This window comes from Bacillus subtilis subsp. subtilis str. 168, from assembly GCF_000009045.1.
Lineage (GTDB): Bacteria > Bacillota > Bacilli > Bacillales > Bacillaceae > Bacillus > Bacillus subtilis.
On the sequence record NC_000964.3, the window covers coordinates 640001 to 652085 of the forward strand.

General features: G+C 43.3%; 14 protein-coding genes, 2 tRNA genes, 2 rRNA genes, 1 pseudogene and 1 other annotated feature (1 of these 20 only partly in view). Of the genes and pseudogenes, 15 read left to right on the forward strand and 4 right to left on the reverse strand.

What is annotated here, in order from left to right:
* From rrnE-23S to tsaD, 9 genes are all read left to right on the forward strand, one after another.
* Positions 1–82: ribosomal RNA gene (gene rrnE-23S, locus BSU_rRNA_12) — ribosomal RNA-23S — on the forward strand; it begins 2846 nt to the left of the window's first position.
* 55 nt (positions 83–137) lie between these two features.
* Positions 138–254, forward strand: a ribosomal RNA-5S gene (gene rrnE-5S, locus BSU_rRNA_13).
* A gap of 13 nt (positions 255–267) precedes the next feature.
* Positions 268–344: transfer RNA gene (trnE-Met, locus tag BSU_tRNA_21), tRNA-Met, on the forward strand.
* 60 nt (positions 345–404) lie between these two features.
* Positions 405–481: transfer RNA gene (trnE-Asp, locus tag BSU_tRNA_22), tRNA-Asp, on the forward strand.
* Between the two features lie 180 nt (positions 482–661).
* On the forward strand, positions 662–1639 hold the full coding sequence (thiL, locus tag BSU_05900) for a thiamine-monophosphate kinase (RefSeq protein NP_388471.1): 978 nt from the start codon (positions 662–664) through the stop codon (positions 1637–1639).
* Between the two features lie 14 nt (positions 1640–1653).
* The gene (tsaE, locus tag BSU_05910) at positions 1654–2130 is read left to right on the forward strand and encodes a tRNA(NNU) t(6)A37 threonylcarbamoyladenosine modification; ADP binding protein (protein NP_388472.1); all 477 of its coding nucleotides are present in this window, start codon (positions 1654–1656) and stop codon (positions 2128–2130) included.
* Positions 2111–2800 (forward strand): tRNA(NNU) t(6)A37 threonylcarbamoyladenosine modification; protease involved in TsaD function, encoded by a 690-nt coding sequence (tsaB, locus tag BSU_05920; RefSeq protein ID NP_388473.1) that lies wholly within the window; start codon positions 2111–2113, stop codon positions 2798–2800. The genes tsaE and tsaB overlap by 20 nt, the downstream gene beginning before the upstream one ends.
* A gap of 9 nt (positions 2801–2809) precedes the next feature.
* Positions 2810–3265, forward strand: a complete 456-nt coding sequence (rimI, locus tag BSU_05930) for a ribosomal protein S18 alanine N-acetyltransferase (RefSeq protein ID NP_388474.1) — start codon at positions 2810–2812, stop codon at positions 3263–3265.
* Entirely contained in the window at positions 3258–4298 is a 1041-nt protein-coding gene (gene tsaD, locus BSU_05940) for a tRNA(NNU) t(6)A37 threonylcarbamoyladenosine modification; glycation binding protein (RefSeq protein NP_388475.1), read from the forward strand. The genes rimI and tsaD overlap by 8 nt, the downstream gene beginning before the upstream one ends.
* 229 nt (positions 4299–4527) lie before the next feature.
* Here the strand turns inward: tsaD and ydiF are convergent, their stop codons facing one another.
* On the reverse strand, positions 4528–6456 hold the full coding sequence (gene ydiF / locus BSU_05950; RefSeq protein NP_388476.2) for a putative energy-sensing inhibitor of translation: 1929 nt from the start codon (positions 6454–6456) through the stop codon (positions 4528–4530).
* 125 nt (positions 6457–6581) lie between these two features.
* Here ydiF and moaC point away from each other — a divergent pair, with 125 nt between their 5' ends.
* Genes moaC through tatCY form a run of 4 tightly spaced genes read left to right on the forward strand, consistent with a single transcriptional unit; the run spans position 6582 to position 8704 of the window.
* The gene (gene moaC / locus BSU_05960) at positions 6582–7094 is read left to right on the forward strand and encodes a molybdenum cofactor biosynthesis protein C (RefSeq protein ID NP_388477.1); all 513 of its coding nucleotides are present in this window, start codon (positions 6582–6584) and stop codon (positions 7092–7094) included.
* Positions 7091–7738, forward strand: a complete 648-nt coding sequence (rex, locus tag BSU_05970; RefSeq protein ID NP_388478.1) for a transcription repressor of cydABCD and yjlC-ndh expression — start codon at positions 7091–7093, stop codon at positions 7736–7738. The genes moaC and rex overlap by 4 nt, the downstream gene beginning before the upstream one ends.
* A gap of 21 nt (positions 7739–7759) precedes the next feature.
* Positions 7760–7933, forward strand: a complete 174-nt coding sequence (tatAY, locus tag BSU_05980) for a component of the twin-arginine pre-protein translocation pathway (protein ID NP_388479.1) — start codon at positions 7760–7762, stop codon at positions 7931–7933.
* A gap of 6 nt (positions 7934–7939) precedes the next feature.
* Entirely contained in the window at positions 7940–8704 is a 765-nt protein-coding gene (gene tatCY / locus BSU_05990; RefSeq protein NP_388480.1) for a component of the twin-arginine pre-protein translocation pathway, read from the forward strand.
* Positions 8705–8741: 37 nt separating this feature from the next.
* Here the strand turns inward: tatCY and ydiK are convergent, their stop codons facing one another.
* Complete coding sequence (ydiK, locus tag BSU_06000) at positions 8742–8933, reverse strand: hypothetical protein (RefSeq protein ID NP_388481.1); 192 nt, start codon at positions 8931–8933, stop codon at positions 8742–8744.
* Entirely contained in the window at positions 8930–9664 is a 735-nt protein-coding gene (gene ydiL / locus BSU_06010) for a putative membrane protease (protein ID NP_388482.1), read from the reverse strand. The genes ydiK and ydiL overlap by 4 nt, the downstream gene beginning before the upstream one ends.
* 238 nt (positions 9665–9902) lie before the next feature.
* On the opposite strand from ydiL, the gene groES reads away from it, so the two are divergent.
* A complete protein-coding gene (groES, locus tag BSU_06020; RefSeq protein ID NP_388483.2) occupies positions 9903–10187 on the forward strand; it encodes a chaperonin small subunit in 285 nt (94 codons plus the stop codon).
* A gap of 46 nt (positions 10188–10233) precedes the next feature.
* Positions 10234–11868 carry a chaperonin large subunit gene (groEL, locus tag BSU_06030; protein NP_388484.1) on the forward strand — a complete coding sequence of 545 codons (1635 nt, stop codon included), beginning with the start codon at positions 10234–10236 and terminating at the stop codon, positions 11866–11868.
* 108 nt (positions 11869–11976) lie between these two features.
* Positions 11977–12084 (reverse strand) — a sequence feature (Evidence 5: Unknown function).
* Here groEL and ydzTc read toward each other — a convergent pair.
* Positions 11977–12084: pseudogene (gene ydzTc, locus BSU_06033) on the reverse strand. It overlaps the preceding feature by 108 nt.
* Position 12085 lies beyond the last annotated feature (1 nt).

The window sequence follows — 12085 nt, forward strand, 5'->3', positions numbered from 1 at the left end:
GATGATCAGGTTGATAGGTCTGAGGTGGAAGTGTGGCGACACATGGAGCTGACAGATACTAATCGATCGAGGACTTAACCATATTTTTGAATGATGTCACACCTGTTATCTAGTTTTGAGAGAACACTCTCAATTTGTTTGGTGGCGATAGCGAAGAGGTCACACCCGTTCCCATACCGAACACGGAAGTTAAGCTCTTCAGCGCCGATGGTAGTCGGGGGTTTCCCCCTGTGAGAGTAGGACGCCGCCAAGCATTACTTTTATCATCGCGGGGTGGAGCAGTTCGGTAGCTCGTCGGGCTCATAACCCGAAGGTCGCAGGTTCAAATCCTGCCCCCGCAACCAAATATATGGTTAAATAAGGAGTGCCCTAAGGGTGCAACCAAAATAATCCTATACAAATATGGTCCGGTAGTTCAGTTGGTTAGAATGCCTGCCTGTCACGCAGGAGGTCGCGGGTTCGAGTCCCGTCCGGACCGCCATTAATGTAAACGAAACGATCATGTTTTCGTTTTTTTTGTGTTTTCTTTTACTGTATCTTCTGCTTGGTGTCATAGCCAAGCTTTCTTTATATCGGGAACATCTTGGATATTCCAGCAAAATTCGATAAACTAGGAAGAGCACAAATAGGCATAAGCAGGGTTGAAAGGAGGTTTTGGTTCATGGATGAATTTGATTTGATACATAGCATTACTCCGCGGACCATTCACCATTCTTCCGTTGATGTAGGAATAGGTGATGATGCAGCGCTCTACACTGCGAAACACGGCGTTCAGGAAATTGTTTGTGTTGATACTATGGTAGAAGACGTGCACTTCAAATTACACTATTCCTCACCTGAAGATATCGGGTACAAGGCGTTAGCCGTTAATATAAGTGATATTGCCGCGATGGGAGGCATTCCTAAGTTTTATCTGGTATCACTTGCGGTACCTTCAAAATGGACTGAATCTGAAATCAAGGCGATGTATGAAGGAATGAATGAACTGGCGAAACTATATCATATGGATCTGATTGGCGGCGATACAGTTTCTACCGCTGACAAATTAGTCGTTACAGTCACTGTAATCGGTGAAATTGAAAAGGGACAGGCCTGTTTGCGCAGCTTGGCAAAACCGAATGATATTGTGTTTGTAACCGGTGAAATCGGTTCTTCTGCAGCAGGGCTTTCTTTATTGCTGGAAGAGACTAATCCTCAAAACTCATCTGTGGAAACGGATTACTTTATCCACAGGCATAAACGGCCTGAGCCAAGAGTAAGCGTCGGCAGATTATGCTCGATTTTTAAACGGGCAGCTTTAAATGATGTTAGTGACGGATTGGCTAGTGAACTGAACGAGATTGCAGAAGCCAGCTGTGTTTCAATTGAAATTGTTGAAAGCATGCTTCCAATTCATTCTGATTTGCCTAAGCTTCATCCTAACTGGAAAGAATGGGCTTTGTTTGGCGGTGAGGATTTTGAGCTGACAGGGACGGTTTCAAATGAGGAGTGGGAAGTGTTGAAGCAGGAGTGCGCAGCGCTTCATCTTCCCATTACAAAGATTGGCTATGTCAGGGAAAAAACAAAATCTAAAGTGATCCTAAAAACAGATCAAACATCAATGATCTTAGAGAAAAAGGGATATAATCATTTTAAATAAGACGGGTGACTCGTGTGAAGCAATTAAAATGGAGAACTGTAAATCCAGAAGAAACAAAAGCAATTGCCAAGCTGACGGCAGCGTTTGCTAAACCGGGAGACGTCCTGACATTAGAGGGCGATTTAGGTGCAGGAAAAACGACTTTTACGAAAGGTTTTGCAGAAGGGCTGGGAATTACACGTATTGTAAACAGTCCGACTTTTACAATTATAAAAGAATATAACGATGGCGTACTTCCTCTTTATCACATGGATGTGTATAGAATGGAAGATGAAAGTGAAGATTTGGGACTTGATGAATATTTTCACGGACAAGGTGTCTGTCTCGTTGAATGGGCTCATTTAATTGAAGAACAGCTGCCACAGGAGCGACTGCAAATTGTCATCAAAAGAGCTGGTGATGATGAGCGGGAAATTACCTTTACTGCTGTCGGGAATCGGTATGAAATGCTTTGTGAGGAGTTAAGTAGACATGACAATATTAGCAATTGATACATCAAATTATACATTGGGCATTGCGCTGCTTCGAGAAGACACTGTTATAGCAGAATACATTACATATTTGAAAAAGAACCACTCTGTAAGAGCGATGCCTGCTGTTCATTCATTGCTGAATGATTGTGATATGGCACCGCAGGACCTTTCTAAAATTGTCGTTGCAAAAGGCCCTGGTTCATACACAGGAGTAAGAATAGGTGTGACGTTGGCCAAAACACTTGCCTGGTCTTTAGACATTCCAATAAGTGCTGTATCAAGTCTTGAGACGCTTGCGGCAAATGGCCGGCATTTTGACGGTCTGATCAGCCCAATCTTTGATGCTAGACGGGGACAGGTGTACACAGGTCTGTATCAATATAAAAATGGGCTTTTAGAGCAAGTTGTTCCAGATCAAAATGTGATGCTGGCAGATTGGCTGGAGATGCTAAAAGAAAAGGACCGCCCTGTTTTGTTTTTAGGCCATGATACTTCTCTTCACAAGCAGATGATCGAGGATGTGCTTGGAACAAAAGGATTCATTGGAACTGCCGCCCAGCATAACCCGCGCCCTTCAGAATTGGCTTTTCTCGGGAAGGAAAAGGAAGCAGCTGATGTTCATGGGCTTGTCCCGGATTACTTGCGGCTGGCAGAAGCTGAAGCGAAATGGATTGAAAGTCAAAAGTAGGGTGATAGGATGAAAACAAAAGCAGCGGTCAGAAATATGCGGCTTGAAGATATAGATCACGTATACGAAATCGAAGCATCCTCCTTTACGTCTCCTTGGACGAAGGATTCGTTTTATCATGAGCTGCTGGAAAATCCGTATGCTCATTATCTCGTGATTGAAAAGGACGGCCATCTTGCTGGGTATTGCGGGATTTGGATTGTGATGGACGATGCCCAGATTACAAATATAGCGATAAAACCAGAGTATCGCGGCCAGTCTTTAGGAGAAACGCTTTTTCGCTCAGCTGTTGAACTGTGCAAAGAAAAAGACGCAAGGCGGCTTTCGCTTGAAGTGAGGGTTTCGAATCATCCTGCTCAAGGCTTATATAAGAAATTCGGGATGCAGCCCGGCGGAATAAGAAAGAACTATTATACTGATAACGGGGAAGATGCGTTAATTATGTGGGTGACGATAAATGAGTGAGCAAAAAGACATGTACGTATTAGGAATTGAAACAAGCTGTGATGAGACTGCTGCAGCTATTGTGAAAAACGGGAAAGAGATCATTTCAAACGTAGTAGCCTCTCAAATTGAAAGCCATAAGCGCTTCGGAGGCGTTGTTCCGGAAATTGCTTCAAGACATCATGTTGAACAAATCACTTTGGTTATAGAAGAGGCGTTTCGCAAAGCTGGCATGACGTATAGTGATATTGATGCGATTGCAGTAACAGAAGGTCCGGGACTGGTGGGAGCGCTTCTTATCGGAGTGAATGCCGCTAAAGCATTGAGCTTTGCATATAACATTCCGTTAGTAGGCGTTCATCATATAGCCGGTCATATATACGCGAACCGTCTTGTAGAAGACATCGTGTTCCCGGCACTGGCATTGGTCGTTTCAGGAGGCCATACAGAACTGGTTTATATGAAGGAACATGGATCATTTGAAGTCATTGGGGAAACCCTTGATGATGCGGCAGGAGAAGCCTACGACAAAGTGGCGCGGACGATGGGATTGCCATATCCGGGTGGACCGCAAATTGACAAGCTAGCTGAAAAAGGGAATGACAATATTCCGCTTCCTCGCGCATGGCTTGAAGAAGGCTCTTACAACTTCAGCTTTAGCGGATTGAAGTCTGCGGTGATCAATACGCTTCATAATGCATCCCAAAAAGGGCAAGAGATTGCTCCGGAAGATTTGTCTGCCAGTTTCCAAAATAGTGTGATCGATGTCTTGGTAACCAAAACGGCGCGCGCGGCAAAGGAATATGATGTCAAACAGGTCCTTTTAGCCGGAGGAGTAGCTGCAAACAGAGGCCTCAGAGCTGCATTAGAAAAGGAATTTGCCCAGCATGAAGGGATTACGCTTGTCATTCCTCCATTAGCTTTATGCACGGATAATGCTGCGATGATTGCTGCTGCTGGTACAATTGCTTTTGAAAAAGGAATTCGCGGTGCATATGATATGAATGGCCAGCCCGGCCTTGAATTGACTTCTTATCAAAGTCTCACGAGATAATAGCGTGAGACTTTTTATCTGTTTGTTATTAACAGACAATTCACAATTTATCCACATATCTGTGAGTAATTATAGAGATATTGATGGATAAAGGGCTGAGGTCACTGTTAATAAAGTGGATAAATTCAGAATATTTTGTGGATAGTGTGTATAAAGCGCTTACTTTGTTTATTTATTAGGGGATGTTCTGTGGATAAAAAGCACCTCTAAAAAGAGGTGCTTGACTTTTTTAATCTTCTTCTGTGGATAGTTCTTCCCATTCGGACAAAAGAGATTCCAGCTCCTGATTAAGCTTCTCATTGTCTGCATGGATAGCTTGTACTTTTTCATGATCCTGATAGACTTCAGGGTCACATAGCAATTCATCATTGCGGCTGATGTTCTCCTCAATGGTTTGAACGGTGGTTTCAATTTCTTCAATCCGACGGAGTCGTTGGCGCTCTTTCTTTTTCCATTCTTTTTCTTCCTCGTAGGAACGTTTGGAGTCAGACTTCACTGTAGCTGGCGTTTTATCAGTTTCCTCTTGCTGATTCATTTTCTCCAATTCAAGCTGCTCTGTTTTTTTCTCTGTATAATAATCGTAATCTCCCAGATACTCCTCTATATGGCTTGAAGAAAGCTCCAATACTCTTGTGGCGATTCTGTTAATAAAATATCTGTCATGTGAGACAAATAACAGTGTGCCTGGATAATCAATCAGCGCGTTTTCGAGAACTTCTTTGCTGTCTAAATCCAGATGGTTCGTCGGTTCATCAAGGATGAGAAAGTTGGCTTTTTGAAGCATCAGCTTAGCTAGAGCCAATCTTGCTTTTTCGCCTCCGCTCAGTGAATGAACTGGTTTCAGCACATCATCTCCGGAGAATAAGAAATTTCCGAGACACGTTCTGATTTCTTTTTCTGGGAGCCCGGGGTACTCGTCCCACAGCTCATCAAGGACACGTTTAGAGGAAGTCAACTCAGCCTGTTCCTGGTCATAATAGCCGACACTGACATTTGAGCCGTAAGAAATTGTTCCCTGATCTGGTTTTAGGGTGTCTATTAATGTTTTCAGCAATGTCGATTTACCTATTCCGTTAGGGCCGACAAGCGCAGCGCTTTCTCCTCTTGTGAGCATGAATGACACTTCTGTTAAAAGCGGCGGCTGGTTTTCATAGCTGATTGTGAGATCCTGAACACGAAGGACTTCATTTCCGCTCTGTTTTGTAATATCAAAATGAAAGTTTGCGGATTTTTCATCGCCAAGCGGTTTTGACATGACATCCATTCGCTCAAGCTGCTTTCTGCGGCTTTGCGCCCTTTTGGTGGTAGAGGCTCTCGCCAGATTTCGATCTACGAAGTCCTGCAGCTTTGCAATCTCGTCCTGCTGCTTTTCATACATTTTCAGATCTTTTTCATACTGCGCGGCTTTTTGGTCGAGATAAGCGCTGTAGTTGCCGTGATACTTTTTGCTTTCTGCTCTTGATACCTCGTATACCTGGTTTACTACTTTGTCCAAAAAGTAGCGGTCATGCGAAACGATGAGAATGGCGCCTGAATAGCCTTGTAAATAATGCTCAAGCCAGGTAAGCGTATCAATATCCAGATGGTTTGTCGGCTCATCAAGAATGAGCAAATCAGGCTGTGTTAATAGAAGCTTACCTAAAGCCAGTCTTGTTTTCTGGCCTCCGCTGAGGCTTTGAACCTGTGTAGAATCGTCAAAATGGCTGAAGCCGAGACCATGCAGCACAGATCTAACATCCGCTTCATATTGATAACCGCCTTTATCTTTGAATTCCTGCTGAAGACGGTCGTAGGTTTTCATGATGCTTTCTAATTCACCCGGGTCAGCTGCCGCCATTTTTTCTTCCATAGCCCGCATTTCCTTTTCCATTGCTTTTAAGTGGTCAAAAACAGTCAGCAGCTCTTCTTTTATGGTAAGCTTAGAATCCAAGCCAGTATGCTGGGCGAGATATCCCATTGTAATATCTTTCGGTTTAATAATTTCGCCCTTTTCATACGAAAGCTGGCCTGCGATAATTTTAAGGAGCGTGGATTTTCCGGCGCCATTTCTTCCTACAATGGCGATGCGATCACGATTTCTGACTTCCAGCTTTATATTGTTTAAAATAGTATCAGCACCAAATGATTTGGACAGCTGATTAACTTGTAAGATCATCATATTATTTCACCTCTGCTATAATAAGTTAAGTGTAGCTTATGAACCAGAAGTCAGCAAACAATACATTGGCCATATAAGACATAGAGAAGAAAATAGTGTATGATCTGTTTAAGGAGCGTTTTAATATGAATGGATTTTCTCATTTTAATGAACAGGGCAGAGCCCAGATGGTGGATATTAGCGAAAAATCTTCGACTGTCCGTACTGCGGCGGCTGTTTCAAGCGTACACATGAAGAATGAAGTGTACGAGAAAATACAAAGTCACGATATCGGCAAAGGAGATGTACTGGCTGTCGCACAGGTGGCAGGCATTATGGCCGCAAAGCAAACGTCGAATATCATTCCGATGTGCCATCCGCTTTCATTGAGCGGGGTAGATATATCGTTTGACTGGAAAATAAAAGAAGCAGAAGTTATACTTCATATAAAAGCACAGGTCAAAACGAAAGGGAGTACAGGTGTGGAAATGGAAGCGCTCACTTCTGCATCGGTGTGCGCTCTTACCGTTTACGATATGTGCAAGGCCCTTGATAAGGGAATGGTCATCGGCCCTACTTTCTTGCTGGAGAAGACAGGCGGGAAAAACGGTGACTTTAAAAGAGAACTATCCGAGTATAATTTGGAGGACCAAAAATGAATAAGGATCAATCAAAAATTCCGCAGGCGACGGCGAAACGGCTGCCGCTTTACTATCGCTTTTTAAAGAATCTGCATGCGTCAGGAAAACAGCGTGTATCATCCGCTGAACTCAGTGATGCCGTAAAGGTTGATTCTGCCACGATTCGGAGGGATTTTTCCTATTTTGGAGCTCTTGGCAAAAAAGGATACGGATATAATGTGGATTATTTGCTGTCTTTTTTCCGGAAAACGCTTGATCAGGATGAGATGACAGACGTCATCTTGATTGGTGTCGGGAACTTGGGAACGGCATTTCTTCACTATAATTTCACAAAAAACAATAACACAAAAATTTCTATGGCTTTTGATATAAATGAGAGTAAAATAGGAACTGAGGTAGGCGGCGTGCCCGTCTATAACCTTGATGACCTTGAACAACACGTAAAAGATGAATCAGTTGCCATTCTTACAGTGCCAGCAGTTGCCGCTCAATCCATTACAGACAGATTGGTCGCATTAGGAATCAAGGGAATCCTTAATTTTACGCCGGCCCGTTTGAATGTGCCGGAACACATTCGAATTCATCATATAGATTTAGCAGTTGAGCTTCAGTCACTGGTTTATTTTTTGAAGCATTATTCAGTTTTAGAGGAAATCGAATAGAGGGAAAGGAGGAGCCCAAATATGCCGATCGGTCCTGGAAGCCTTGCTGTTATCGCAATCGTTGCTCTGATTATCTTCGGTCCCAAAAAGCTGCCTGAATTGGGGAAAGCAGCGGGAGACACACTTCGTGAATTTAAAAACGCTACTAAAGGATTAACGAGTGATGAAGAGGAAAAAAAGAAAGAAGATCAGTAAGTTAGGATGACACGAATGAAAGTGAATCAAATGTCGCTGCTGGAGCATATTGCTGAGCTTCGAAAACGGTTGCTGATTGTAGCGCTGGCGTTTGTCGTTTTCTTTATTGCTGGATTTTTTTTAGCAAAGCCGATTATTGTGTATCTGCAAGAAACAGATGAAGCGAAGCAGCTTACGCTTAACGCGTTTAACCTGACAGACCCGCTTTATGTGTTTATGCAATTTGCGTTTATCATCGGCATAGTCTTGACCTCGCCGGTTATTCTTTATCAGCTTTGGGCTTTTGTGAGCCCGGGCCTCTATGAGAAAGAGCGCAAAGTAACGCTCAGCTACATTCCGGTCTCTATTTTGCTGTTTTTAGCGGGCTTATCTTTTTCATATTATATTTTATTTCCTTTTGTTGTTGATTTTATGAAGCGGATTTCTCAGGACTTGAATGTCAATCAGGTGATCGGAATTAATGAATATTTTCATTTTCTTCTGCAGCTGACGATTCCGTTTGGACTGCTGTTCCAAATGCCGGTCATCCTCATGTTTTTGACAAGGCTCGGAATTGTGACACCGATGTTCTTGGCGAAAATCAGAAAGTATGCGTATTTTACGCTGCTGGTGATCGCAGCCCTGATTACACCGCCTGAGCTTCTGTCCCATATGATGGTCACAGTCCCGCTTTTGATTTTATATGAAATCAGTATCCTTATATCGAAGGCCGCTTATCGGAAAGCACAGAAAAGCAGTGCTGCCGATCGGGACGTGTCTTCTGGGCAATAATAAAAAATCCATTTCTCATGCGAGAAATGGATTTTCTTTATTTTTGGTTCTTTTTGATTTTAAATGAAAAGGCGAACATCTTAAAAGAAATGCTGATGTTGTAAGCGGCGAACACCATCAGCAGGATGGAGTAAAATGACCACATGCTGCCTGGCGAGCTTGCGGCAAGATAAGTAAAGATGCACCCTACGGCAAAGTAGATCATTCCCCAAACTACCGGGTTTCTCATAAAAATAATCCTCCAATAATCAATTGCATTTGTGTGCTCTGCTGTTCAAGGTAATTACGAACAGGCTCAAGCTGCATGATGACGACGAATGTATTCATCATTAAATGGGCGAAAATCGGCACCCATATCCGTTTTGTTCTCGCATATAAAAAGGCAAAGGTAAAGCCCATTGCTGTATATAGAAGGAGATGCTTCAAATCAGCGTGAACAATACCGAAGATAACCGAGCTGATCAGTCCTGCGAAAAAGAAATTCGTTTTTTCGTACAGCGCGCCGAAAATGATTTTTCTGAAGATGATTTCTTCTAATATAGGCCCGACGATGGAAGAAACGATAATCATGAGCGGGACTGCCTGAATGACATCCAGAATCGCTTGTGTATTTTCTGATTCTCTTCCGATGCCAAAAACATAATATTCAATAGAGCCTGCTATTCCTTGAGAGAAAAGGGCAATGAAAAAACCGGCTATCGCCCAAAGGATAGAAAGTCCGATTGAGTCCTTCTGTCCGTTTCGCAGCGTTTCTTTCGGAACGGTTCTCAGAATGAGCAGAACAACAACGAGACAGGCGATAAAGCTGATAACGGACCATAATCCTTGTGCATGCAGCATATTTTCATCTGTAGGCTGTCCTCCGGCATAACCGAATTTAAATAACAAGGGAATCGCGATTAATGCGGAAAACTGCATGATGATATATGTCAAAATAATAAACCAATACTGTTTTCTCAAATGGTATGTACTCCTTTGTTAAGTGGGTTTCGTTCATCTACAGCTATTGTAACATAATCGGTACGGGGGTGAAAAAGCTAACGGAAAAGGGAGCGGAAAAGAATGATGTAAGCGTGAAAAATTTTTTATCTTATCACTTGAAATTGGAAGGGAGATTCTTTATTATAAGAATTGTGTTAGCACTCTTTAGTGCTGAGTGCTAAAATTACATATTCATACTATTGAGGAGGTTATTTCATTGTTAAAGCCATTAGGTGATCGCGTTGTCATTGAACTCGTAGAATCTGAAGAAAAAACTGCCAGCGGAATTGTGTTGCCGGATTCTGCAAAAGAAAAACCGCAAGAAGGCAAAATCGTGGCAGCTGGTTCAGGTCGCGTGTTAGAAAGCGGAGAGCGCGTTGCTTTAGAAGTAAAAGAGGGCGACCGCATTATCTTCTCAAAATACGCAGGTACTGAAGTGAAATACGAAGGTACTGAATACTTAATCTTACGTGAAAGCGACATTTTAGCTGTTATCGGCTAATTCTTAAATAAACAATACTTAAAACATTTGAGGAGGTCTTGTAAACATGGCAAAAGAAATTAAGTTTAGTGAAGAAGCTCGCCGCGCAATGCTTCGCGGTGTCGATGCACTTGCTGATGCTGTTAAAGTAACTTTAGGACCAAAAGGACGCAACGTGGTTCTAGAGAAAAAATTCGGTTCTCCGTTAATCACAAATGACGGTGTAACAATCGCTAAAGAAATCGAGCTAGAAGACGCGTTTGAAAACATGGGTGCTAAGCTTGTTGCTGAAGTAGCCAGCAAAACAAACGACGTTGCCGGTGACGGTACAACAACTGCAACAGTTCTTGCGCAAGCAATGATCCGTGAAGGCCTTAAAAACGTAACAGCAGGCGCTAACCCTGTAGGCGTGCGTAAAGGGATGGAACAAGCTGTAGCGGTTGCGATCGAAAACTTAAAAGAAATTTCTAAGCCAATCGAAGGCAAAGAGTCTATCGCTCAGGTTGCTGCGATCTCTGCTGCTGATGAGGAAGTCGGAAGCCTTATCGCTGAAGCAATGGAGCGCGTAGGAAACGACGGCGTTATCACAATCGAAGAGTCTAAAGGCTTCACAACTGAGCTTGAAGTTGTTGAAGGTATGCAATTCGACCGCGGATATGCGTCTCCTTACATGGTAACTGACTCTGATAAGATGGAAGCGGTTCTTGACAATCCTTACATCTTAATCACAGACAAAAAAATCACAAACATTCAAGAAATCCTTCCTGTGCTTGAGCAGGTTGTTCAGCAAGGCAAACCATTGCTTCTGATCGCTGAGGATGTTGAAGGCGAAGCACTTGCTACACTTGTTGTGAACAAACTTCGCGGCACATTCAACGCAGTGGCTGTTAAAGCTCCTGGTTTCGGTGATCGCCGTAAAGCAATGCTTGAAGACATCGCTGTCCTTACTGGCGGAGAAGTCATCACAGAAGATCTTGGCCTTGACCTGAAATCTACTCAAATCGCTCAATTGGGACGCGCTTCTAAAGTTGTCGTTACTAAAGAAAACACAACAATCGTTGAAGGCGCTGGCGAAACAGACAAAATTTCTGCCCGTGTGACTCAAATCCGCGCTCAAGTGGAAGAAACAACTTCTGAATTCGACAGAGAAAAATTACAAGAGCGTCTTGCTAAACTTGCTGGCGGCGTAGCTGTCATCAAAGTCGGCGCTGCGACTGAAACTGAGCTGAAAGAGCGTAAACTTCGCATCGAAGACGCCTTGAACTCAACTCGCGCAGCTGTTGAAGAAGGCATCGTATCCGGTGGTGGTACAGCGCTTGTAAACGTATATAACAAAGTCGCTGCAGTTGAAGCTGAAGGCGATGCTCAAACAGGTATCAACATCGTGCTTCGCGCGCTTGAAGAGCCAATCCGTCAAATCGCACACAACGCTGGCCTTGAAGGATCTGTCATCGTTGAGCGCCTCAAAAACGAAGAAATCGGCGTAGGCTTCAACGCTGCAACTGGCGAATGGGTAAACATGATCGAAAAAGGTATCGTTGACCCAACAAAAGTTACACGCTCAGCTCTTCAAAACGCTGCGTCTGTAGCTGCAATGTTCTTAACAACAGAAGCTGTTGTCGCTGACAAGCCAGAAGAAAACGGTGGCGGCGCAGGAATGCCTGATATGGGCGGCATGGGCGGTATGGGTGGAATGATGTAATAAAGGGATATTAACCCTTATACATCAATGTTTTAACCGTCTTAAAAAACTAGACAAAGCGTGAATAAAAAAAGAGAAGGTCTTTCATCAGTTTACTAAACTGTTGGGAGACCTTTTCTCCATATTAGCGGTCATATGAGCATAAATGTCCATCGTCGTATTTATGTCCGAATGACCAAATTGTTGCTGGATTTCTTTAATGCCTACTCCTGCCTCA